Source organism: Sphingopyxis sp. 22461, from assembly GCF_052044915.1.
Lineage (GTDB): Bacteria > Pseudomonadota > Alphaproteobacteria > Sphingomonadales > Sphingomonadaceae > Sphingopyxis.
This window is the reverse complement of record NZ_JBQENY010000003.1, coordinates 216,367-239,221: the sequence shown is the minus strand read 5'-3', so window position 1 is coordinate 239,221 and position 22,855 is coordinate 216,367. Positions and strand designations below refer to the sequence as shown.

Annotated in this window: 23 protein-coding genes and 1 tRNA gene; 12 read left to right on the top strand and 12 right to left on the bottom strand. The window is 65.3% G+C overall.

The window, feature by feature from the left end; genetic code table 11:
* Positions 1-55: 55 nt before the first annotated feature.
* The gene (glpX, locus tag ACTJI5_RS06050) at positions 56-1,024 is read right to left on the bottom strand and encodes a class II fructose-bisphosphatase (RefSeq protein ID WP_440859698.1); all 969 of its coding nucleotides are present in this window, start codon (positions 1,022-1,024) and stop codon (positions 56-58) included.
* A 111-nt stretch (positions 1,025-1,135) separates the two neighbouring features.
* Here glpX and ACTJI5_RS06045 point away from each other — a divergent pair, with 111 nt between their 5' ends.
* Positions 1,136-1,558 (top strand): hypothetical protein, encoded by a 423-nt coding sequence (locus tag ACTJI5_RS06045; protein WP_440859697.1) that lies wholly within the window; start codon positions 1,136-1,138, stop codon positions 1,556-1,558.
* Here ACTJI5_RS06045 and ACTJI5_RS06040 read toward each other — a convergent pair.
* The 3 genes from ACTJI5_RS06040 to ACTJI5_RS06030 form a co-directional block, all read right to left on the bottom strand.
* On the bottom strand, positions 1,555-2,391 hold the full coding sequence (locus ACTJI5_RS06040) for a hypothetical protein (RefSeq protein WP_440859696.1): 837 nt from the start codon (positions 2,389-2,391) through the stop codon (positions 1,555-1,557). The two genes, ACTJI5_RS06045 and ACTJI5_RS06040, sit on opposite strands and share 4 nt — an antisense overlap.
* A 69-nt stretch (positions 2,392-2,460) precedes the next feature.
* Positions 2,461-3,792, bottom strand: a complete 1,332-nt coding sequence (locus tag ACTJI5_RS06035) for a homoserine dehydrogenase (protein WP_310250405.1) — start codon at positions 3,790-3,792, stop codon at positions 2,461-2,463.
* 176 nt (positions 3,793-3,968) lie between these two features.
* The gene (locus ACTJI5_RS06030; protein WP_440859695.1) at positions 3,969-4,847 is read right to left on the bottom strand and encodes a hypothetical protein; all 879 of its coding nucleotides are present in this window, start codon (positions 4,845-4,847) and stop codon (positions 3,969-3,971) included.
* Between the two features lie 270 nt (positions 4,848-5,117).
* Here ACTJI5_RS06030 and ACTJI5_RS06025 point away from each other — a divergent pair, with 270 nt between their 5' ends.
* From ACTJI5_RS06025 to ACTJI5_RS06000, 6 genes are all read left to right on the top strand, one after another.
* Positions 5,118-5,774, top strand: coding sequence for an energy transducer TonB (locus ACTJI5_RS06025; protein WP_058539196.1), 657 nt, complete (start codon positions 5,118-5,120; stop codon positions 5,772-5,774).
* A gap of 58 nt (positions 5,775-5,832) precedes the next feature.
* Positions 5,833-6,645 (top strand): MotA/TolQ/ExbB proton channel family protein, encoded by an 813-nt coding sequence (locus ACTJI5_RS06020; RefSeq protein ID WP_197411515.1) that lies wholly within the window; start codon positions 5,833-5,835, stop codon positions 6,643-6,645.
* A 142-nt stretch (positions 6,646-6,787) separates the two neighbouring features.
* Positions 6,788-7,309, top strand: coding sequence for an ExbD/TolR family protein (locus ACTJI5_RS06015; RefSeq protein ID WP_037517271.1), 522 nt, complete (start codon positions 6,788-6,790; stop codon positions 7,307-7,309).
* A 35-nt stretch (positions 7,310-7,344) separates the two neighbouring features.
* Entirely contained in the window at positions 7,345-7,770 is a 426-nt protein-coding gene (locus ACTJI5_RS06010; protein WP_037517269.1) for an ExbD/TolR family protein, read from the top strand.
* 460 nt (positions 7,771-8,230) lie between these two features.
* Complete coding sequence (locus ACTJI5_RS06005) at positions 8,231-8,866, top strand: hypothetical protein (protein ID WP_440859694.1); 636 nt, start codon at positions 8,231-8,233, stop codon at positions 8,864-8,866.
* Between the two features lie 254 nt (positions 8,867-9,120).
* Positions 9,121-9,693: a superoxide dismutase family protein gene (locus ACTJI5_RS06000; protein ID WP_440859693.1), complete on the top strand. Its 573-nt coding sequence runs from the start codon at positions 9,121-9,123 to the stop codon at positions 9,691-9,693.
* Positions 9,694-9,777: 84 nt separating this feature from the next.
* Here ACTJI5_RS06000 and ACTJI5_RS05995 read toward each other — a convergent pair whose 3' ends face one another.
* Positions 9,778-11,376 carry a spinster family MFS transporter gene (locus ACTJI5_RS05995; RefSeq protein WP_440859692.1) on the bottom strand — a complete coding sequence of 533 codons (1,599 nt, stop codon included), beginning with the start codon at positions 11,374-11,376 and terminating at the stop codon, positions 9,778-9,780.
* Between the two features lie 107 nt (positions 11,377-11,483).
* On the opposite strand from ACTJI5_RS05995, the gene ACTJI5_RS05990 reads away from it, so the two are divergent.
* Complete coding sequence (locus ACTJI5_RS05990) at positions 11,484-11,975, top strand: low molecular weight protein-tyrosine-phosphatase (RefSeq protein ID WP_440859691.1); 492 nt, start codon at positions 11,484-11,486, stop codon at positions 11,973-11,975.
* Here ACTJI5_RS05990 and thpR read toward each other — a convergent pair.
* Complete coding sequence (thpR, locus tag ACTJI5_RS05985; protein ID WP_440859690.1) at positions 11,882-12,499, bottom strand: RNA 2',3'-cyclic phosphodiesterase; 618 nt, start codon at positions 12,497-12,499, stop codon at positions 11,882-11,884. The two genes, ACTJI5_RS05990 and thpR, sit on opposite strands and share 94 nt — an antisense overlap.
* A 158-nt stretch (positions 12,500-12,657) precedes the next feature.
* Between thpR and ACTJI5_RS05980 the strand changes: the two genes are divergently transcribed.
* On the top strand, positions 12,658-13,386 hold the full coding sequence (locus tag ACTJI5_RS05980) for a Bax inhibitor-1/YccA family protein (RefSeq protein WP_440859689.1): 729 nt from the start codon (positions 12,658-12,660) through the stop codon (positions 13,384-13,386).
* A 57-nt stretch (positions 13,387-13,443) separates the two neighbouring features.
* Here the strand turns inward: ACTJI5_RS05980 and ACTJI5_RS05975 are convergent, their stop codons facing one another.
* Positions 13,444-14,010 (bottom strand): GNAT family N-acetyltransferase, encoded by a 567-nt coding sequence (locus ACTJI5_RS05975; RefSeq protein ID WP_440859688.1) that lies wholly within the window; start codon positions 14,008-14,010, stop codon positions 13,444-13,446.
* Complete coding sequence (locus tag ACTJI5_RS05970; RefSeq protein ID WP_440859687.1) at positions 14,007-14,636, bottom strand: glutathione S-transferase family protein; 630 nt, start codon at positions 14,634-14,636, stop codon at positions 14,007-14,009. The genes ACTJI5_RS05975 and ACTJI5_RS05970 overlap by 4 nt, the downstream gene beginning before the upstream one ends.
* 102 nt (positions 14,637-14,738) lie before the next feature.
* Here ACTJI5_RS05970 and ACTJI5_RS05965 point away from each other — a divergent pair, with 102 nt between their 5' ends.
* Positions 14,739-15,500 (top strand): competence/damage-inducible protein A, encoded by a 762-nt coding sequence (locus tag ACTJI5_RS05965; protein WP_440859686.1) that lies wholly within the window; start codon positions 14,739-14,741, stop codon positions 15,498-15,500.
* On the opposite strand, the gene ACTJI5_RS05960 is transcribed toward ACTJI5_RS05965, so the two are convergent.
* Positions 15,473-16,711 carry an MFS transporter gene (locus ACTJI5_RS05960; protein ID WP_440859685.1) on the bottom strand — a complete coding sequence of 413 codons (1,239 nt, stop codon included), beginning with the start codon at positions 16,709-16,711 and terminating at the stop codon, positions 15,473-15,475. The two genes, ACTJI5_RS05965 and ACTJI5_RS05960, sit on opposite strands and share 28 nt — an antisense overlap.
* 60 nt (positions 16,712-16,771) lie before the next feature.
* Between ACTJI5_RS05960 and ACTJI5_RS05955 the strand changes: the two genes are divergently transcribed.
* On the top strand, positions 16,772-17,554 hold the full coding sequence (locus tag ACTJI5_RS05955; RefSeq protein WP_058539203.1) for a transglutaminase-like domain-containing protein: 783 nt from the start codon (positions 16,772-16,774) through the stop codon (positions 17,552-17,554).
* Between the two features lie 101 nt (positions 17,555-17,655).
* Here the strand turns inward: ACTJI5_RS05955 and ACTJI5_RS05950 are convergent.
* Positions 17,656-17,729, bottom strand: a tRNA-Gly gene (locus tag ACTJI5_RS05950).
* 73 nt (positions 17,730-17,802) lie between these two features.
* Entirely contained in the window at positions 17,803-18,273 is a 471-nt protein-coding gene (locus ACTJI5_RS05945; RefSeq protein WP_310250449.1) for an Lrp/AsnC family transcriptional regulator, read from the bottom strand.
* A 97-nt stretch (positions 18,274-18,370) separates the two neighbouring features.
* Between ACTJI5_RS05945 and putA the strand changes: the two genes are divergently transcribed.
* Positions 18,371-21,466: a bifunctional proline dehydrogenase/L-glutamate gamma-semialdehyde dehydrogenase PutA gene (putA, locus tag ACTJI5_RS05940; protein ID WP_440859684.1), complete on the top strand. Its 3,096-nt coding sequence runs from the start codon at positions 18,371-18,373 to the stop codon at positions 21,464-21,466.
* Between the two features lie 477 nt (positions 21,467-21,943).
* Here putA and ACTJI5_RS05935 read toward each other — a convergent pair whose 3' ends face one another.
* Positions 21,944-22,852: a tetratricopeptide repeat protein gene (locus tag ACTJI5_RS05935; protein ID WP_440859683.1), complete on the bottom strand. Its 909-nt coding sequence runs from the start codon at positions 22,850-22,852 to the stop codon at positions 21,944-21,946.
* Between the last annotated feature and the right edge of the window lie 3 nt (positions 22,853-22,855).

Genomic DNA, 22,855 nt, shown 5'->3' with positions numbered 1-22,855 from the left:
CAGGGGCGACGAATGGTGACGGTCGGCAGCGGCCCTCCGTCCGCCGGTTTCGCGGTCAGTGCGAGCGATGCTCGCCCTTCACCCAGCGCACCGTGCCCGACGAGGCGCGCATCACCACCGTCTCGGTGGTCATCACGCCGTTGCGGCGGCGCTTGACGCCGCGCAGCAGCGATCCGTCGGTGACGCCCGTGGCGGCAAAGATCACGTCGCCCTTGGCAAGGTCTTCGAGGTCGTAAACGCGGTCGAGGTCCTCGATGCCCCATTTCTTCGCGCGCAGCCGCTCGTCGTCGTTGCGGAACAAGAGGCGGCCCTTGAACTGGCCGCCGACGCAGCGCAGCGCCGCGGCGGCGAGCACGCCCTCGGGGGCGCCGCCCGACCCCATATAGATGTCGATATTGGTGTCGGGGTTGGTCGTCGCGATCACGCCGGCGACGTCGCCGTCGGGGATCAGCGCGACGCCGCAGCCGATCGCGCGCAGCTCGGTGATGATCGCTTCGTGGCGCGGGCGGTCGAGCACGCAGACGATGATCTGTTCGGGCTTGCAGCCCTTTTCGCGCGCGACGGCTTCGACATTCTCGCGCACGCTATTGTCGAAATTGACGATGCCGGGCGAATAGCCCGCGCCGACCGCGAGCTTGTCCATATAGACGTCGGGGGCGTTGAGCAGGCAGCCTTCCTCGGCGATCGCGAGCACCGCGAGCGCGTTGGGGCCGGCCTTGGCGGTGATCGTCGTGCCTTCGAGCGGGTCGACCGCGATGTCGATCTTCGGACCCTTGCCCGGCGCGTTGCCGACCTTTTCGCCGATATAGAGCATCGGCGCCTCGTCGCGCTCGCCTTCGCCGATGACGATCGTGCCGTCCATATAGAGCGTGTTGAACGCGGTGCGCATCGCCTCGACCGCGGCGGCGTCGGCGGCTTTCTCGTCGCCGCGGCCGATCAGCTTCGCGGCGGCGATCGCCGCGGCTTCGGTGACGCGCACCATCTCGAGCACGAGCACCCGGTCGAGGTTGCTGCTATTCGTCATGTCGGCCACTCTCCGTCTTTACTTGTTCCGCCGCGTGGGCATGGTGGGCGCCATATGGTCGCCCGCGCCGCTTGTCGAGAATACTTCGCCCGATTCGGTGCCGCTTTCGCCATGAGCTGTGTCATCGCGATGACGGCGGTGGCACCCGCCGCGGCGCAGACGCAGGGACCACCCGCGCCGCCGCCGCCGCGCGATGCCGAAAGCGCCGCCGCGAAGGCAAAGGAAATGGTCGACCCGATCAAGCGCTGCAAACCCGCCGACGACGGTTCGATCAATGTGTGCGGCTCCGACACCGATCTGCACCGCCTGTCGCCCGAACTGCGCGCGATCGCGAAGGAGGGCCGCGAGGCGCCGCCGAAGCTGCCGCGCGCCGAGGCGCAGGCGATGACGCTCGACAAGCTGCCGTACAATTGGATGTCGCTCGGCGGGCGCTACAAACCGGGCCCCGAATATAATGCGCTCTACGAAGCGGTGAAGCGTGCGACTGATCCCGAAACGGGCACGCCGCCGACCCCCGAAGAGCCCGAGCCCTAGGCGAAGACTTCCGCCGCTGCGCGGCGCGGACCGGCGGCGCGGAGGAACCCAGCCGCAACAAGGATCTTCCCCAGAAAATAGGCCGCGAGAAGCAGGATCCACGCGAAGCTCATGGCGATTTCGAGCGCGCTTCCGGGCGCTTGCGCATTCTTCCAGATGACCGCGCTGTGGACGAGGATAAGCCCGCCGAGCATGAGGCCGAAGACTGTACCGAAAGCCAGATAAAAGCCGAAGAGACGCCATTGCGCCTGCCCGGTCGCCCGCCACGATTCGGCGATAGTCGAAAAGGGATTGAGCCGCCCGCCCGCGCCCATGATCGCACCGGTCAGGCAGAGCCGGGCCTCGATCCATGTGCCAAGGACGACGAGCGCCAGCCGGTAGGCCCCGTCGACGAAACTCCCGGCCAGTGCGTTCCACTCGGCGATACCGATCGTGAGCAGGATCGGCAGCGTCGCGATTACGCCGATGCTGAAATAGAGCAGGATAATGACGATCAGATACGCCGCGCCTGCGACCATTCCGTACATGATCTCCGAAATATAGCCTTCGCGAAACTCGGCGAGGATCGCGTTCCACGCCGCGAACATCGCGCCCGCGACGATCACCGACACGATGCCGAGCAGATAAAGCGGTCCGGTGATCGAGCCGCTGATATAGGTGCCATAGGTGTTGACCATCAGCGCGATGATGGTGCGAAGATTGAAGATCGGCTCGCTCGACAGCAGCAGGAACGGCACCAGCACGCCCAGCCCGATATAGGCGAGCAGCGCCCGCCAATGTTCGGCCGCCAGCGCACGCGCCTCGGCCAGCCCCTGCCTGATTTCGATATCCATGTCCGCCCCCTCTTCCCCTCATCAGGGCTAACAGCGGGGCGGGCGATTGCAAGTCGGCGTTACCGCCCTTTACAGCGCGAGGATCGGCATATGCATCGGCGCGCCGACGACATGGTCCGACGCGGCGAGGATAGCGAGCGCGGCGTGGATCGTACTGGCCGGGCCTTCGTGGGTGACGAGCACGATGACGACGCCGCTGCCGTCCTCGCTGCCGCGCTGGATCAGGCTTTCGATCGAGACGCCGGCATCGCGCATCGCCGTCGCGATCTCGGCGAGCACGCCGATGCGGTCCTCGACGATCAGACGGACATAATGTTTGCCGATCCGCGCGCCGGCGTCGGCGACGGGTGCCTGGTCGAGCGAATCGACCGGCATCGCAAAGGCGGGGCCATATTCGTCGCGCGCGATGTCGATGATGTCGGCGACGATCGCCGACGCCGTCGGCCCCGCGCCCGCGCCCGCGCCCTCGAAAAACAGGCGCCCGACGAAATTGCCCTCGGCGACGACGGCGTTCAATGCGCCCGGAACATAAGCGAGCGGATGATCGGCGGGGACGAGGCACGGCTGGACATGCTGGTAGAGGGCGCCCCCGTTCTTGGCGGCATCGCGCTCGGCCATGCCGATCAGGCGGACGCGGTGGCCGAGCGCTTCGGCCTCGCGAATGTCGGCGGCGATCAGCCCGCGGATCCCGTCGGCGGTCACCGCGCCGATATCGAGCCGCGTCCCGAAACACAGCGCAGCGAGGATCGACAATTTATGCGCGGCGTCGATCCCGTCGACGTCGAAGGTCGGGTCGGCCTCGGCATAACCCTCGGCCTGCGCCGCGGCGAGCGCATCGGCGAAGCTCGCGCCGTTCCGCTCCATCTGCGTCAGGATATAATTGCAGGTGCCGTTGAGGATGCCATAGACGCGCGCGATCTCGTTCGCCGATGCGCCCTCGCGGATCGCCTTGATCACCGGGATGCCGCCCGCGACCGCGGCTTCATATTTCAGCGGCGTGTCTTTCTCTTCGGCGAGCCGCGCGAGGTCGAGCCCGTGGTGCGCGATCATCGCCTTGTTCGCGGTGACCAGCGCCTTGCCCGCGCCGAGCGCATGGCGCGCCAGCGTCAGCGCCGGGCCGTCGGCGCCGCCGATCATCTCGACGATGACATCGACGTCGTCCGCCGCGACGAGCGCGTCCATATCGTCTTCCCAGCGATAGGGCGACAGGTCGACGCCGCGATCCTTGTGCCGGTCGCGCGCCGACAGCGCGACGATCTCGATCGCGCGCCCGGCGCGGCGCGCGATCAGGTCGCGGTTCGCCTCGAGCAGCCGCACCACGCCGCCGCCGACGACGCCAATCCCCGCGAGCGCGACACGCAGCGGCGGGCGAGGGGCGGTCGGGGCGGAATAGGGCGACATGCGAGGAGCTCCGTATAGACGCGGAGCCGCGCCCCGCCGTTGCGAGCGCCCTATCGGCTTTTGCCATGGAAACAAGCCCGGCGCGCCTAGGGCGCGCCGAAGCTGAGCTTTATCCGGTCATGGAAAGCGGCACCGGNGGCCGGTGCCGCCTCCGACGTCAGTCGGAGAAACAGAAATCAGTCCACCGGCTTGCGCGTGCGCGTGCATTCGCCGAGCGCGCCGAGGACGACACTATAGTCCGACGCCGCCTTGCGCCGATCCTCGGGGGCGGTTCCCGCCAGCTTGCTCAGCGGCAGCTGGCGCGGCAATCCGCAAGCGAGCCGATACCAGGCGAGCGTATTGCGCTGTGGCACCGCCGCCGACGCGTCGACGATCTCGCCGAACGCCGCCGCCCAGCGCCGCGACCCGTCGGCAGCGGTCAGGATGGTCAGCGACACGGGCTCTCCGGTCCTGGTGTTGAGGAACAGCTGCGTCTCGCCCTCGCCGGGCAAAGTGCCCGGAACGTGGAAGCCGTTCGCGACGCCGGTGATCGCCGGCGGCGCGCCGGGCTTGACCAGTTCGGTGAGCACGGCGCGCAATTGCGCCTCGGTCGCCGGATCCCACGGCAGCTGCGCATCGGGCGCGATCAGCTGGACGCTGCCGGTGTTGCTGCTGCCTGCCGTCGCACCGGCGACGGGCCGGGCAAAGAGCAGGACGGGCTGTTTCTTCTTCAGCTTCGCCGGCTTTCCCTTCGCGTCGAGGGGCAGGTCGACGAGGTAGGAGATTCGCGCCGCGAGCGGTCCCGCGCCGCGAATCAGGCTGACAACGTCGGACTCGACATAGAATCGGGTGTGGCCCGCCGCGACTCCGGGGGCTCGCTCGGGTTTGAGCGCGGTGGCCTTATATATACGCGCGTGCAGTACGGTCGGCGCCGCGGTCGCCAGATCGGCGATATCGGCATAGCTGTACGGACTGGCCGCGGCGGCGGCCGGGGGCGCCTGCATCGCGGAAACGCTGGGGATTCCAAGAGTTAAGGCGAGAATGCCGGCGATAGCGGCCGGGTGGGGGAGGCGCATGATCGTTCCACTTTCCGTCGTTTATGACACCGGTATCGGCGTTGAAATCCCCATCATGGGACAAGGCACATTAACCGCTGATAAAGGGTTTGCGAATGTGCCGCCACCGCGATAGGACGGGCCGCGAAGCGTCCGGCAAAAACATAATAAGCCGAACGTAGCGCCGTCGGGTCTCGCACAACGCATCGGAAATCATCCGGGCATTTGGCAACCGAACCCGCCGGCAGGGAATTGGTGTCAGGATGATCTAGCAAGGAGCGTCGTCCCTGAATGGCTTATGGTGATAATGTCGACCCTAAAAACAGGGTAGTGGCGATTGTCTTGGTTGGTCTGCTTACAGCGGTTCTGGGCTACGGCCTGGTCAACGGCTTGAATATCAGTATCGTCAAGAAACTCGCCGAAAAATTGGATGTGGTGGACGTAGAAGAGCCGCCGCCGCCGGAGGAACCCCCGCCGCCGCCGCCGCCGGACAATAAATTGCCGCCGCCGCCGCCGGTTGTGACGCCGCCGTCGCCCATTCCGCCGCCGGTGACGACCAACACGGTCCAGTCGGTGCCGAAGGCGCCGCCGACGCCGCCCCCGCCCGTCTATACGCCGCCGGCACCGCCGGCGCCGCCGCCGACGCCTGATCTCAGCGCTGCCGGTACGCCCAAGGGCAACCCGGGCCGCTGGGCGACGAACGACGACTATCCGGCCCGTGCCATGCGCGAAGAGCGTGAAGGCACCACCGGGTTCCGCGTCACCTATGGCGTCGATGGCCGCATCACCTCGTGCGATGTGACCGCGTCGAGCGGTCATGCCGATCTCGATGCCGAAACCTGCAAACTTATCCAGCGCCGTGGCCGGTTCAATCCGGGCAAGGATCGCGCGGGTAACCCCGTGGGCGGCAGCTACAGCAATCGTATCCGTTGGCAGATTCCGCGCTGATCGCGCGACCGGATCTGTGTTTCGAACTTATCGAATATTTTGAGAGGGATTTTCCAGTATGTTTAATCTGATCGCAAATGCCGCCGCTGCGGCAGCACCGGCCCACGAAGCGGGGCTCAGCCTGATGCCCGCCGCGATGTGCGTGAAGGAAGAAGGCGCGAGCCCCTATGGTCTCGTCCCCGCACTGTGCGAAGGCGGCATCGTCTCGCAGGTCACCTTCCTCGTCCTGCTGATCATGTTCGTCGGCACGCTCTACATCCTGTTCACCAAGCTGTTCGAACAGAATAAGGTGATGAACCAGGGCAAGGCCGTCGACGCCAATTTCTGGCGCGCCCCGACGCTCGCCGACGGCGCTTCGAAGCTCGAAAAGAACAGCGCCTATCGCCAGGTCGTCGAAGACGGTCTGCGCGCCAACGAAGAGCATAACAAGCTCGCCAACCCCGTCGAAGCCCACGACTGGATGCACGGCACGCTCGAGCGTTCGCAGAACCACATCAACTCGAAGCTGAACTCGGGCCTCGCCTTCCTCGCGACCGTCGGTTCGACCGCTCCGTTCGTCGGTCTGTTCGGTACCGTTATCGGTATTCTTCGCGCGCTCGTGAAGATCGGTGCGTCGGGCCAGGCTTCGATCGACACCGTCGCCGGTCCGGTCGGTGAAGCTCTGATCATGACCGCCATCGGTCTGATCGTGGCGGTTCCCGCGGTGCTCGCGTTCAACTGGCTCCAGAGCCGCAACAAGGCGATTGCCCGCCGTCTGTCGACCTTCTCGAACGACGTGCTCGGCTCGATCATGTCGAACGGCCAGGTGAAGCCGGCGTCGCTGACCCCGGCGAAGGCTGCTGCTCCGGCCGCGGCACCGAAGAAGGCCTGATCGGTCTCCTGGACCCCCGCCTTGTCGTTGCGTGGCGAGTCGCCGCGTGGCGAAAGGCGGGGTCCGTTGGACAGGGAAGGCGGGCTCAAGGCACGCCGTCCCGATGTCCGTGACAGAAATTTTGTGACAGGATGCTAATCCTATGGCGATGAGTGTAGGCGACAAGGGTGGCGAAGACGCCCCGATGTCCGAAATCAACACGACTCCGCTCGTGGACATCATGCTTGTGTTGCTCATCATCTTCCTCATCACGGTTCCCGTGGTGCTGGAGACGGTGAACCTGAAACTGCCCGACGTGGCGTTTGAGGTAACGACGACGAAGCCTGAGAATGTGCTGCTTTCGATCCGTTCGGCTGATACCGACGGCGATGGCGAGCCCAACCCCGAGAGCACGGCGTGTGAAGTATATTGGGGCCAGACCCCGGTGGATTCCAAGCAGTTGCTGGAACGTGGACAAAAGAAGCTCGAGCAGCTGCTCGAAGATATCGGCGGTCCGCAGAATATCACCGAGGAAAACTTCCCCGAAGTGCACATCCGCGGCGACGTCAACACGCCGTACCAGTGCATCGGTGGCGTGATCTACACGATGCAATATGCCGGCTTCCAGAAGATCGGGTTCATTTCGGAACCGGCTCCTGGTTCGGGTACGGTGGGCCGCCTGTAAGGGCGCGCTCCGTTTAGGAACGAAGGAATAATCGCATGTCCATGGCAGTTGGAGATCGGGACGAAAATGAACCGATGATGGACATGAACACGACGCCGTTGATCGACGTCATGCTCGTGCTCCTCATCATGTTCATCATCACCATCCCGGTCCAGACCCACGCGGTAAAGATCGACCTGCCGGTCCCGACCGACAGCCAGAGCAATGTCGACCCCGAAAAGAACAAGGTGATGATCGATCCCGCGGGAACGATCACCTGGAACGGTTCGCCGGTCGACCTTGCGCAGCTGGCAAATTATCTGGAACAGACCAAGGCACTGCCGGTCGAACCCGAGCTGCAGGTCCAGCCCGACCCCTATGCACGCTATATCGTCGTCGACAATGTCATGGCGGTGATCAAGCGCAGCGGCGTCGGCAAGCTGGGCTTCGTCGGCAACGAGCAATACGCCCGCGTCTTCTGATCTTCTGATCGAAGCCGTCAGGCAAAAAATACGGGGCCGCGAAGCAATTCGCGGCCCTTTTTTTGTCCGTCCGATCTGGGGCGAATGGCGGCTAGCGAGCGATCGCTGCCCTCTTTAGCGTCGTCACCCCGGACTTGATCCGGGGTCCCGCTTGAAGTGGAAACCTGCTCTCGCGTCATAAGAAGCGGGATCCCGGGTCAAGCCCGGGATGACGAATGACTGGAACCGACCGATTGCGGACAGGCGCGTAGCTCAAATCGTACGCTTGGGGAGGTCTCGGTAAACGAAGTGGCGTTCGGGGCGTGGCGCGTATCTCGGGTGCCTTTGGCTTCGCATTTACCGTCCGACGACGAACCAATGCCACGTGCCTGATCGCTCCTTAGTGAAATCCGGAGGTGGTAGGCCGGTTGAATAGTGCCCCACGCCCGAGTAGCGTTCGCCTCTTGAAAAGGGGGCGCACTTGAAAAATTTGGCTATTGGCGCGGCGTTGGCAATTGCGCTCGCGGTCCCTTCGGTGTCCGAGGACACAACGCCGAAGATATCCAAGCAGATGAAGAAGCTGCTCGCCATGACTCCGAACCAGTTCGCCAGCTGCTCGAAACTGTCCGACGACAGCCTCGACATGATCGCCACCATAACGACCGAGCCTTGTTTCAAAGATTCGCGGGGCCTGATCAAGGTCGTTTGGAATGACAATTTCGTCCGGGCGTACGTCGACAAGAAAACCGGCGCGGCCACGTATCAGATCTATCAATTCATGACTTACGACCAAAAGCCGCGCCTCTATCACACGGCATATTATGAGACGTCGAGCGGTCCAAGGAGCGTTCCGGTCATCGAAATCTCCAGCGACATCGGCTCCTGCGGCGGTCCCTATGGCGACTGCACGTTCGTCGAGCACATCGCGTTCCCAGTCGACGAGCTACTTCTTCGTGACATCGCAGGCAAGTGGCAACCAGGTGTGGGCGCGGGGTGGCGCTTCATGTTCAGCGCGCCGCCCGCGCAGGATTGGCAGGACGGGATGTCGGTGGCCGAGATAGCGGGCATACTGCAGGCAGTGGACAAATACAGGGTGTCCAAAGGCTTGGCGAAGTAGGGCATCGGTGATCTTCGACGATACGAGATCGTGATAAGTTTCTTTAAGCCCTCCGCATATCCCCATGCCCGATTTCCGTAAAGATTGTCGCTGCCAAAGGTAATATCTCCCGTGCGGAAAGAACGTCCGCTTCCCACCCCAAAGCTGACTATCCCCTTGGAACTGGAAGCGATTGCGGGCATCACCGGCGCACCGGGATCGAAACGCGCCGTGACGACGTTCTGATTCCGATCCGGATCAAAGGGAGCAGCAAGATGACGATGGGTTCGCACCGTAAACAGATCATGGCCCAGGGGGCCGTCGTCATCGGGGCGCTGGCGCTCGCCGGCTGCGCCGGGATGGGCAAGAAAGCGACCACGACGCTGCCCCCGGCCGATGCCTATGCCCAGCTCTATGACAATAAGGGCGCCGACCGCGGCCGCGCCGACATCTACCGCGACACGACGGGTCTCCGCATCGAACTCGTCGCGCGCGGCTTTGCGCCGGGCACCTACGGGATGCACGTCCATGCCGTCGGCCAGTGCAATGCGCCCGATTTCGCGAGCGCCGGCCCGCACTGGAACCCGACCGGCGCCCAGCACGGCCGCGACAATCCGATGGGCGCGCACCATGGCGACCTGCCCAACCTCGTCATCGAGCCCGACCAGATCGGCCGCGCGACCTTGCGCCTCGTCGGCTCGCGTTTCGAGGGCGATGGCGCGCTGCTCGACGCCGACGGTGCCGCGTTCGTGATCCACGCCGGGCCCGACGATTACAAGACCGATCCCAGCGGCAACAGCGGCGGGCGCGTCGCGTGCGGCGTGATCGTCAAAGAGGGCGCGAAGTAAGCCTCGCTTCCGCTCCGTCGCCCCATTGGGGGCTGACGGAGGCGGATTTCAGACCAAGTTTGTGCGGGTGCCTCGATCGAAAGGTCAGGCGCCCGCCGCGCGTTCGGCGATCGTCGCTTCGGCCTCTGGCACCGCGCGATACGCATAGAGCAGCAGGCCGAGCGCGATCGGCGCGACGCCGATCAGCGACAGGATGCCCGTGCGCAGGTCGCCGACCGGCTTGCCGTCGACGATCGTCCCCGCCAGATCCGAAATCTGCCCGACCATATAGGGTCCGAATGACAGGCCGACCAAAGTGGTGCCGAGGAAGAAGGCCGCGGTCGCCGTCCCGCGCATCCGCGGCAGCACCAGATCCTGCGTCGTGGCGGCAGCGGCGCCGAGCGCGGCGGCGCCAAGCATGCCGGCGAGGAAGTTCATGACATAGAAGAGCGTCGAATTCTCGGTCGTGTAGCCGATCCAGATCGGAATGATCGGTGCGACGACGCCGAAGATGATCATCAGGATGCGGCCCGCCGGATTCTTCGCCCGCAGATGATCGGCGAGGCGGCCGCCGATGATGACGCCGACGAAACCGGCGACGGCACCGTTCGCGCCGAGGATGAAAGCCAGCTCCTGCTTAGGGAGGCCCAGCACGATTTCGGCATAGGGCGCCGACCAGAAAGCGAGCGCATAGGCGGCGAGGCTGACGAGACCATAACCGAGCGTGGTGCAGATGAACGCCGGAGTGCCCCAGATGAGCCGGAAGGTCGCCGGATCGTGCGCGCGCAGCGCGCTCGCCCAGGAAAAGACCGCATAATAGCCAAGCGCGACCGCCGACCATTGCGGGAAATTGCCCGTCAGGCGGATCATCCACCAGGCGAAGGCGGCGATCGCAGCGGCAAAGCCGACGTTGATCGCCAGCGCCGCGGGGCCGCGCTTTGCGGCGCCCCACAGGGTCAGCGGCGGCACGATCATCGACAGATCCTTGCCGAACTCGCGTAACGGGTCCGGGCAGCCCGGGCTCGCGACGCCGTCCATCGCGCCGCGGACCGGCTCGCGCAAGCTGGCGACCCAGAGCGCAAGGAGCAGCCCGGGGATGCCGACCGCGAGGAAGGCCGCTTGCCAGCCGACCAGCCCCATCGGCCCGCCTGCAGGGAAATTCCTGTTCCATGCCTCGACGATCAGCGCGCCGATGAACAGCGACACGCCGCCGCCGAGGTAGAGTCCCGACGAATAGATCGCGAGCGCGGTCGCTTTTTGCCGCTTGGGGAAATAGTCCGAGATCAGCGAATAGGCGGTCGGGCTCGCGGTCGCCTCGCCGACGCCGACGCCCATGCGCGCGAAGGTCAGGGTCAGCTGGTTATAGGCGAAGCCCGATGCGGCCGTCATCGCCGACCACAGGGTCAGGCCGATCGACAGCAATCTCACCCGGCTCCAATTATCGGCGAGGCGGCCGAGCGGGATGCCGAACAGCGCATAGAAGACCGCGAAAGCGGCTCCGCCGAGGAAGCCCATATCGCCATCGGTCAGGCCAAGGTCGGCCTTGATGTCGACCGCGAGGATGCTGATGATCTGCCGGTCGATGAAATTGAGGATATAGACGACGACGAGCACCGACAGGACGTACCAGCTATATCCGGTGGCCTTCGGTTCGGCCGAAACCGGCGCACCCGACGTGACATTCTCGCTGGCGGTCTCGGCCATCTGGCAACCCTCTCCCTGACCCATTATCTGTTGTGGATCATGGCTAGCAGAGCCGGACGAAGGCGCAAGTTGAAAGTCGGTTCAACTTTATGGAGAACATCGTCGATATGCGCAACGATAGAGCAATTGCCAAACCCGCGATCCTCTTCCTCTGCCTCGGCAACATCTGCCGCTCGCCGCTTGCCGAGGGCGCCGCGCGCGCCGCCTTTGCCCGCGCCGGCATCGACGCCACGCTCGATTCGGCGGGAACCGGCGACTGGCACATCGGCCATGCCCCCGATGCCCGCGCGCAGGCCGAAGCGCGCCGCCGCGGCGTCGACATTTCGGCGCTGCGCGGCCGCCAGCTCCGCCGCGCCGACTTCTACGATTTCGACCTGATCCTCGCCGCCGACGCGAGCAATTTGCGCGACGCCCGCGCGATCCGGCCGCCCGACGCGACCGCCGAGCTCCGGCTGATGCTCGACCTTCTACCTGGTCGCGGCGGCGAAGGCGTCACCGATCCTTATTATGGCGAAGACGACGGCTTTGCCGCGACGTGGGACGATGTCGATGCGGTCGCGGCGGCGCTCGTTGCCGAATTTTCGCCTTCCAGCGGATAACGCGCCACGGGGTGATAGCGCGAGCCGCCATGGCCGAGTTCGCTTTCATACAGCGTGACATGGCCGAATTCGAACGCCGGGCTCGCAAGGTCGCCGCTCAGCGCAAGGAAGGGCGCGACCGGTCCTGAGTTGCGGTTCAGGCGCGCGAGCGTGACATGCGGAACAAAGGCGCGCGTCTCGGGCGCGATGCCGACGCGCGCGAGGCGCTGGTCGACCTTGCGGTGCAGCGCCGCGAGCGGATCGTGCGGCTCGACCCCGGCCCAGATCATGTTCGGCCGCCCTTGCCGCTCGAACAGGCCGACACCAGCAATCCGCGCCGCAACGGGCGGCGCATGGAGCGCGCCGAGCGCCGCCGCGATGTCCTCTGCCATATGGCGGTCGACCTCGCCGATGAACCGCAGCGTCAAATGGAGCTGCTCGTCATTTTGCCAGCGCGCGCCCGCGATGCCGTGCATCGCCGCGAGCAATATGTCGCGGACCGGACGCGGCGGGCGCAGCGCGACGAACAGGCGGTGCGTGGACATGGCGGGCAACATAATGGGCGGGGTTTCGGATCGCGACCCCCTAACCGCCGGGCAGGCAATAATATTGCTCTTGTCCGGTTTCGCTTGAAACAGGAGGGGAAACGCCCGATATTGCTGTCTACGGCCGGTATGGGCTGGCCGATGATGGAGTAATGACAATGGCGAATTGGAACGACCCCAATATGGCGGCTTCCGGTTTTGGTGCCGGCGCGAACGCAATGGACCAGGCCGTCGATGCCGGCCTGCGGTCGTACATGCTGTCGGTTTACAATTATATGGGCTCGGGCGTGCTGCTGACCGGCATCGTCGCGATGCTGGCGTTCAATAGCGGCTTTACCCAGTCGCTGATCGGCAGCCCGCTGATGTGGGTGGTGATGCTCGCGCCGCTGGCCTTCGTGCTGGTGCTGAGCTTCGGGATCAACAAGCTGTCGACGACGGCGGCGCAGACTTTGTTCTGGGTCTATGCCGCGGTGATGGGCCTGTCGATGTCGACGATCTTCCTGGCGTTTACCGCGTCGTCGATCGCGACCACTTTCTTCGCGACCGCGGCGGCTTTCCTTGGTCTTAGCCTCTATGGCTATACGACCAAGAAGGATCTGTCGGGTTTCGGCACCTTCCTGATCATGGGCGTCGTCGGCATCCTCGTCGCGATGCTGATCAACATGTTCGTGCAGTCGACCGCGCTCGGCCTCGCGATCAGCGTGATCGGCGTGCTGCTGTTCGCGGGCCTCACCGCCTATGACACGCAGAAGATCAAGAGCATGTATTTCTATGTCCGCGGGACCGACTTTGTCGGCAAGTCGGTGATTATGGGCGCGCTGACGCTCTACCTCGACTTCGTCAACATGTTCACCTTCCTGCTCAACCTCTTGGGCAACCGCGAATAAGCGGGACGGACGAAGGCCGAAACAAGCGAGCCCGGCGGAGCGATTCGCCGGGCTCTTTTATTGGTCAGGGCGGAGGATGCGCCTCGCCCGCCATTCATCGGCGGTGATTTCCCACAATTCGGAGGGCAAGGCGCCTTCGACATATTGTTTTTCGCCGCGCCAGACCACGCGCATGCCGCTGCCGGTCGAGATGGCACGCGATGCGCGATTGTCGATCGCCTTGGGCACGCGCAGGATCGGTTGGTCCAGCACGTCGAACCAATAATCGGTCACGGCATCGCTCGCTTCGCGCATCAAGCCTTTGCCCCAGTGGACGGGATCGGGCCAGAAACCCCGGTTGTCGTCGGGATTGAGCATCAGGCTGATGACGCCGATCAGGGTGCCGGGCTCCTGCCGCGTTCGGATCGACCAGTGCCAGGCCTTGCCTTCGCGCATCGCCGGAAGCGCGACGTCGCGGACAAAGGTCAGCGCGCCGTCGTCGGGATAGGGCCATGGAACGAACGGATTCAAATGGCGCACGATCTGCCATTGCGGGAAAATGGCCTGAATGGCCGAATGATCTTCCAGCACCAGCGGCCGCAGCAGGAGTGTTTCGGTTGTGAGGTCCGGAAATGGTGACGTCATTGCGCCCCCTGTATCTCGGCGATCAGCGCATTGTCGATTTCCTTCGCGCGCTTGTACGCGGCGCGTGTCCGCAAGGGCGCGACATAGGCTTCGAACGCCGGGCGCGACGCGATCGTGCCGAACTGGAGGCCCCAGTCGATCTGGCTGCCGACATAGACATCGGCGGCGCTAAAGCGATCGCCCGCGACGAACGCCTTGTCCGCGACCGCGCTTTCGAGCGCGTCGAGCGCGGCGGGAAGCGAGCCGAAGCCCGCCATGCGCTGCTGGTCGGCATCGGGTTCGAGCCCGAACTGCTTGGCGGTGATCGCCTGCTCGACGGGCCCCGCGGCAAAGAACAGCCAGCGATAATAATCGGCGCGGTCGGCCACATCGGGCGCGAGGCCCGCTTCGGGGAAAGCGTCCGCCAGATAGGCGCAGATCGCGGCGCATTCGGTGACGACCTTGCCCTTGTGAACGACTGCCGGAACCTTGCCCATCGGGTTGATCGCGAGGTAATCGGCCCCCTTCATCGTCGTGGCATAATCGAGGATACGCGCCTCATAGGGGGCGCCGACCTCTTCGAGCATCCAGCGGACGATCTGCCCGTGCGACATCGGATTGGTATAGAAAATCAGGTCTTCGGTCATCGCGCTTCTCCCATGCGGTTCGATTTGAGTGTGAACATATCAAGAACATGATCCGACCGCCAGCGGGCTTGTTTTGTCACCATAGGCGGCTAAGGCAAAGGCATGAGCGAAGAACGCATCTGGACCGCCGCCGTGCTGGTCATCGGCGACGAGATTCTCTCGGGCCGCACGCAGGACAAGAATGTGTCGCAGATCGCGACCTGGCTCGACGTGCAGGGGATACGCCTGCGCGAAGTGCGCATCGTTCCCGATGTCGAAGATGAAATCATCGATGCGCTGAACGCGATCCGCGTGCGCTATGATTATGTGTTCACCACCGGCGGCATCGGCCCGACGCACGACGACATCACCGTCGATGCGGTGGCGAAGGCGCTCGGCGTAGGCGTCATCATCCACCCGGCGGCGCGCGCAATCCTCGAAAATTACTATACCGCGCGCGGCAGCGAGCTGACCGAGGCGCGGCTGCGGATGGCGCGCGTGCCCGACGGCGCCGACCTGATCCCCAACCGCATGTCGGGCGCACCCGGGATCCGCATCGGCAATCTGTTCGTGATGGCGGGGGTGCCGCATATCACCGCGGGCATGCTCGATGCGCTCACCGGCGAGCTCGAAGGCGGCGCGCCGCTCGTCGCGCACACGATCGGCGCGTGGGCACCCGAAAGCGAGATCGCCGATCTGCTGCGGCAGGGCGAGAAGGATTATTCGGGCGTTGCGATCGGCAGCTATCCCTTTTTTCGCGACGGCAAGATCGGCGCTAATTTCGTCATCCGCTCGACCGACGGCGAACAGGTCGCGGCGTGCGTCGGGGCGCTCACCGCGGGTTTCGAAGCGCTCGGCTATGCGGTGACCGACGGCGGCATCTGATCGACCGTCTGCGTTGCGCGCGGCAGGCGGCGGAGCATCAGGATCGCGAGCAGGCCAAAGATCGCCGCGACGACAAAGGCGGCGCCCGGGAAATGGACGGGCGCGGCGTCGGCGGTGAAATAGGCCATCGTTCCGGTGAGGAGCAGCGGCGCAAAGAGCTGCCCAAGCCCCATCGCCATCGCCGAAATCCCCTGCACCTCGCCCTGCGTTTCGGCGGTCGCGCGGCGCGACATCATCGCCATCAGCGACGGCTGCACCGGCGCCTGCAACGCGACGGGGATCAGCAGCAGGAACGCGCCGATCGTCGAGGTGGTGAAGGCATAACCAACATAGACCAGGGTCGCGACGAGGATGCCGAGCGTCGCCGCGTCGCGCTCGCCGAAGCGCGCGACCGCGGGGCCGACGACGAAAACCTGCCCGAGCGCGATCATCACCCCGACCGCGGCGAGGCTCGCGCCGATCATCCCCGGCGTCCAGCCGAGTTGCGCGATGCAATAGAAGCTCCACGTCATCGGATAGACGAGGCTGGCGATCTGCCACAGCACGAGCACCCCGGCGACGCCGTCCATGCCGGGCAGCCTGCGCATCGTCTTCCACGCGCCGAGTGGATTGGCGCGGCGCCAGTCGAACGCGCGGCGGCGTTCGGGTGGCAGCGTTTCGGGAAAGATGAAGTAGCCGTAGAGCATGTTCGCCGCGGCAAGGATCGCCGCCGCCACGAACGGCGCGCGCGGGCTGATCTCGCCGAGGAAACCGCCGAGCGCGGGTCCCGCGACGAAGCCAATGCCGAACGCCGCGCCGACGAAGCCGAAGTTCCGCGCGCGCTCCTCGGGCTGGGTGATATCGGCGATCGCCGCCTGCGCCGCGGCATAGCTGCCGCCGAAAATGCCCGACAGCGCGCGCGCGACGAACAGCCAGGGCAAAGTCTCGACAATCGTCAGCAGCGCATAATCAACCGCAAGCCCGCCGAGCGCGAGCAGCAGCACGCGCCGCCGCCCGAAATGGTCCGAGAGATTGCCGAGCACCGGCGAGGCGAGGAAGGTCGCGACCGCCATAACGAGGCCGATCCACGCGCCGACCTCGATCGCTTCGGCCAAGTCGATTTCGCCGACCTCCATCACGAGTTGCGGCAGCACCGGCATGATGATGCCGAAACCGACCGCATCCATGAAGATCGTCGCGACGATGAACGGGATGGTCCGCGCCGGCGTCACTTGCTCTTTCTTTCTGCTGTCCCTAGCGCCACCGAACCCTCCTTCATGCGTTGCCGATAGATGAAACTCGAAATTTCCGCCTCCCTAAATTATCGTCTGTCCGAGCCGGTCGACCTGATGCTGCAGATCGAGGCCGCGAACGGGCACGGCCAGCGCGTCCTTGACGCGTCGCTCGACGTCGGCGCCCCCGAATTTGTCGCGCGCGTCCCGGCGGCCGACGGCATCTGCGAGCCGATCTGGCTGCGCGCCGAGGGGAGCCTGCGCGCCGAATATCGCGCGCGGGTCGAGATCGACCGGCCCGACACCGACTTCCGCTCGCTCGCCGCGGTGCCGCTCCACCGGCTCCCGGCCGAAGCGATCCCCTACCTCAACGAATCGCGCTATTGCCCATCGAACAAGTTCCACGCCTTCGTCGAGCGCCGCTTCGGTGATCATGAGGGCGGGGCGAAGATCGGCCGCATGCGCGACTGGATCGAAAGCCGCTTCACCTATGTCTCGGGGTCGAGCGATGCCGAGACCGGCGCGCTCGACAGCTTCGTCGAACGCCGCGGCGTGTGCCGCGACTATGCGCATGTGATGATCGCGCTCGCGCGCGCCGCGCATATTCCGGCGCGGATGGCGAGCGCCTATGCGCTCCGCGTTTCGCCGCAAGATTTCCACGCCGTCGCCGAGGTCTTTCTCGATGGCGACTGGCACCTCGTCGATGCGACGGGCATGGCGCGCGCCTCGGAAATGGCGCGTATTTGCGTCGGGCGCGACGCCGCCGATATTTCCTTCCTGACGGCGTATCGCGATATCGCGTTCGTCAGCCAGTCGGTGAAGGTGAAGCGCGTAGAGGGCTGAAGAGGCCGTCGTGGCAAAGCCACGCCGTCGATCCTCGCTGCGCGAGGTCGGCCGGACTTTCGCTTGTCGCGATTTAGCGGGGCTAAATCGCTGCGAAAGTCTGGAGCGGGTGAAGGGAATCGAACCCTCGTCACTTGCTTGGGAAGCAAAAGCTCTACCATTGAGCTACACCCGCACTCGGCAACGACCGATAGGCGGCCTTTGCCGTCATCCGCGGCGCGGGTCAATCCTTTGCTGGCGGCGCGGTGTCAGCGCGCCGATTCGCAGATCGTCTCCATCGCGACAAAGGTCGATGTGCTCGCGACATGCGGCAGGCTCGAAATCTTCTCGCCGAGCACGATCCGGTAGCGGCGAATGTCGGGCGTGCGGACCTTGAGCAGATAATCGAAGCTGCTCGCGATCATGTGGCATTCCTCGACCTCAGGAATCTGCCGCACCGCCATGTTGAACTGTTTGAGCGCATCCTCGCGCGTGTCCGACAACTTCACTTCGGTGAAGGCGACATGGTCGAGGCCGACCTTGGCGGGATCGACGATCGCGCGAAAGCCGACGATCAGCCCGCTGTCGACGAGGCGTTTCACGCGCTGCTGGCACGGCGTTTTCGAGAGACCCACCTGCAGCGCGAGTTCGGTAAAGGTGATCCGCCCGTCGCGGCCCAGAATCGCGAGGATCTTGCGGTCGAACTCGTCCATTTCGACTGTCGAAGAGGTGTTTTTCATACGTATCGACTAGGATTCATCGGAAACTTGGTCAATTCATATATAGGATAGGAAAAAACAAGTCGGATCGCCTGAGGGCAATATGGTATCAGGCGGCATGACCCAAAGCCCCGATCGCGCGCCCATTCGCGCCCTCGCCCGCCGCAGCGAATCCGACATCGTCGCCGAGCTGCGTAGCGCCCTTGCCACCTCTTCGGCCAGCGTCGAAGCCGTGACACGGCGCGGGCTTGAACTGATCCGCAAGGCGAAGGCCGAGGGGGAACGCGAGACGCTCGTCGCACAGTTGATGAACCGCTATCGCCTGTCGACCGAGGAAGGCGTCGTGCTGATGTGCCTCGCCGAAGCGCTGCTGCGCGTCCCCGACAATGCCACCGCCAATGCGCTGATCCGCGACAAGATCGCCGGGCGCCACTGGAAGGACGGCGAGGATGAGGACAGCCCGTTGATCGTTGCGCTGTCGTCGCGCGGGCTTTCGCTCGGATCGGCGACGCTGATGCTCGATGCGATGGGCAGCCGCGCAAACCCGCTGACGCTCTTGAAATCGATGGTTCGCCGCTCGGGCGAGCCGGTGATTCGGCAAGCGGCGCTCGCCGCGATGAAGATGCTGGGCCAGCAGTTCGTCATGGGCGAGACGATCGACGCCGCGGTCAAGCGCGCCGACAAGGAAAAGTCCGAACTCGCCAGCTTCGATATGCTCGGCGAAGCCGCGCGCACCGCCGAGGATGCGGCGCGCTATTACGAAAGCTATGCCAATGCCATCGCGCGCATCGGCAAGGCCGCGAAGCCCGGCGACCCGCACGCCAATCACGGCATTTCGATCAAGCTGTCGGCGCTCCACCCGCGCTACGAATATCTCCAGCACGCGCGCGTCATCGGCGAGCTGGTGCCGAAGGTGATCGAACTCGCCAAGGCGGCGCGCGCGGTGAACATCCCGCTGATGATCGACGCCGAGGAAACCGACCGCCTCGAACCGCATATGGACGTGTTCGCGGCGCTGATCGACGCCGGGATCGCCGATAACTGGACCGGGCTAGGCATCGTGATCCAGGCGTATCAAAAGCGCGCGCCGGCGGTGATCGACTGGCTTGCGAACCGCGCGCGGACGCGCGGGGTCAAGCTGTCGATGCGCCTCGTCAAGGGCGCCTATTGGGATACCGAGATCAAACGCGCGCAGACGCTGGGGCTCGGCGATTTCCCGGTCTTCACCGCGAAGCTGCACACCGATCTCAACTATATGCGCTGCGCCCAGCTGCTGAGCGACTGCCAGGATTGCATCTATCCGGCGTTCGCGAGCCACAATGCGATGACGCTCGCCTTCGTCTCCGAACTGTTCGCGGGCGCCGATTACGAACTGCAGCGGCTGCACGGCATGGGCGAAGGTGCGCATGACGCGCTCGTCGCGCTGTTCCCGCCGCCGCGCCCGGTGCGCGTCTATGCGCCGGTGGGCACGCACCGCGACCTGCTCGCCTATCTCGTCCGCCGCCTGCTCGAAAATGGCGCGAACTCCAGCTTCGTCCATCAATTTTCCGACCCCGGTGTCACTGCCGAACAACTCGCGGTCGACCCGCGCAGCGTTGCGAGCGCGGCGTCGTCGAATATCGCGACCGGGCTTGGGCTCTTCGATCCGGTGCGCCGCAATTCGCGCGGTTACGACCTTGGCGATCCGGGTGTGCCCGAGGCGCTGGTTTCGGCGATCGGTGCGGCGCGGCGCAGCGATCTGGTCGCGGCGCCCATCGTCGGCGGCGTGGCGCGCAAGGGCAAGGCCGAGGCGGTGCGCAATCCCGCGACGGGCGCCGTCGTCGGCCAGGTGATCGAGGCCGATGCCGCGACGGTCGCCGATGCCGTCGCCGCAGCGCGCAAGGCGCACGGCGACTGGAGCCTCGCGGGCGGTGCCTTCCGCGCCGAACGGCTCGAACGCGCCGCTGATTTGCTCGAGGAGCATGACGCGCTCTTCCTCGGCCTCGCGATCGACGAGGCGGGCAAGACGCTCGTCGATGCGATCGCCGAAGTGCGCGAGGCGGTCGATTTCCTGCGCTATTACGCCGCGCAGGCGCGCGCCGACTTCACCTACCCCGTCGCGCTGCCCGGCCCGACGGGCGAGCGCAACGAGCTGATGCTCGAAGGCAAGGGCGTGTTCGTGTGCATCAGCCCGTGGAATTTCCCGCTCGCCATCTTCCTGGGGCAAGTGTCGGCGGCGCTCGCGGCGGGCAACAGCGTGCTCGCGAAACCCGCCGAGCAGACCCCGCTGATCGCGCATGCCGCGGTCGAACTGTTGCTCGAGGCCGGCATCCCCGGCGACGTGCTCCATTACCTCCCCGGTCGCGGCGAAACCGTCGGCGCGGCGCTGACGAGCAACAACGAGATCATCGGCGTGGCCTTCACCGGCTCGACCGAGGTCGCGCGGATGATCAACCGCAGCCTCGCCGGACGCGACGGCCCGATCGCGACGTTGATCGCCGAAACCGGCGGCGCCAACGCGATGATCGTCGATTCGACCGCGCTCCCCGAACAGGTCGCGCGCGACGCCGTCGCTTCGGCCTTCCAGTCGGCGGGGCAGCGCTGCTCGGCGCTGCGCCTGCTCTGCGTGCAGGAAGATGTCGCCGATACGATGGTCGAGATGGTCGCCGGCGCGATGGCCGAGCTCAACGTCGGCGATCCGTCGATCCTCGCAACCGACGTGGGTCCGATCATCGACGACGAGGCGCAGGCGAACATCGCCGCTTATGTCGCCGAAGCGCGCGCCGCGGGCCGCGTGATCGCCGAAGCCGGGCGGACGAATCTGCCCGCCGATGGCCATTTCGTGCCGCCGGTGGCGATCCGGCTCGACCATGTCACCGACCTCAAGCGTGAGATTTTCGGGCCTGTGCTGCATGTTGCGACGTGGAAGGGTGGCGAACTCGACGCGCTCATCGATGCAATCAACGCCTCGGGCTATGGCCTTACGCTTGGTGTCCACACGCGCATCGATGGCGTCGCGGCGCACATCGCGGCGCGTGCGCAGGTCGGCAACGTCTACGTCAACCGCAATCAGATCGGCGCGATCGTCGGGTCGCAGCCGTTCGGCGGGCGTGGGCTTTCGGGCACCGGCCCGAAAGCGGGTGGCCCGCACTATCTGCACCGCTTCGCCGAGGAAAAGTCGATCTCGACCGACATCACCGCGGCGGGCGGCAATGCGGCGTTGATGGCGGGTTAGGGTCCGTACTCCATTACGGCGCTGTCGAGGTTTGAAGCAAAATGGCTCAGTGCGAGGAGAGAAGGCGCAGGAATATGTCGATATTTCAAGACTTCTCGACGAAGCAATGGGCCATTTTGATCAAATCCCTTCGGGACGTCCAAATGGCTTCCATCTCGACCCGAAAGCCGCTTGCAAGGGCAACCAGCCCTCGCGGCGCGTCTTTCGGCCCGATCTGTTCGCCATTTGGGCGCCTCGACGGCGCCGTAATGGAGTACGGACCCTGATCCTGCGCTGGCTGATGGGCGGCGGCTTCGGCAAGCTGCGCATCAGCCGGTCAGCTGTGACCACGAGGCCCGATACAGAGTGGACAACTGTCCCGGGCAAATACGTCCGAAATCGTCTCGCGGCAAAAATGCCGCGGCGACCCTATGTTATGGTTGCCCCCCGCAGCGATGACGGCGTACCGCGTTCCGGGCGGCGCGCCAACGGGGATTTTTACGCACCCGGCACGCCGAGCAACTGCGCCTGCGCCTTCAATCGTCCCGCCGCCGCCGGGTTCGCCGCAATCCCGTCCTTCAGCGCCTGCGCGGCCTTTGCCGTCTCACCCAGCGTCATCCGGCTGCGCATCAGCATGATCCAGCGGTCGACGTCGGCCGGATTGGCCTTCAGCTTCGCCTCGAGCCCGCTCACCATGCCCTCGATCATCTGATCCTGCTGGCCCTTGGGGAGCTGCGACGCCGCTTCCATGTCGGCGCGGCTCGGCCCCGGGATCGCGCGCGCGGCAACCGGCATCTCGTTGGCGGTCAGCGGGCGCGCCGCTGTGCTCGCGAGCCGCGCCGCGACGTCGATCTTGTGGATCTGCCCGACCTGCTCGATCGTGCGGCGGAGGTCCGCCTCCCACGGCGCGCCCTGCGGCGTGTCGGCGAGCAGCGCGAACCAGTCTTCGATCGCGCCCTTGTGGTCGCCGCCAATATCCTTTTTCACCGCGAGGAAATAGCGCGCGCGCGGATCCTTGGCGTCGAGCGCGATCGCCCGGTTGAACGCTTCGAGTCCGGCGGCGGGCATCGGGTCGCTGTCGCTTCCCATCACTCGCGCCTCGCCCAGCGCCGACCAAAGACCTGCCGAATCGGGTGAAAGCGCGACCGCTTTCTCATACGCCCCGGCCGCACCCACGAAATCGCTCAGGTCGAATCGCGCCGCGCCGAGTGCGGTCCACGCTTCGGCACTGTTCGGCTCGCGTTTCGTGCGCGCTTCCAGCTCGGCGAGTTGATCGGACGGTGCGCCCGTGCCCTGCGCCGCTGGATCGGGTGTCGAGGGGCCGGAATCGCGCCAGATCGCATAGCCGATCGCGGCCGCCAGCAACAGGAAGGCGGCGATCAATATCGCCCGGTTGGTGCCCGTCATGCC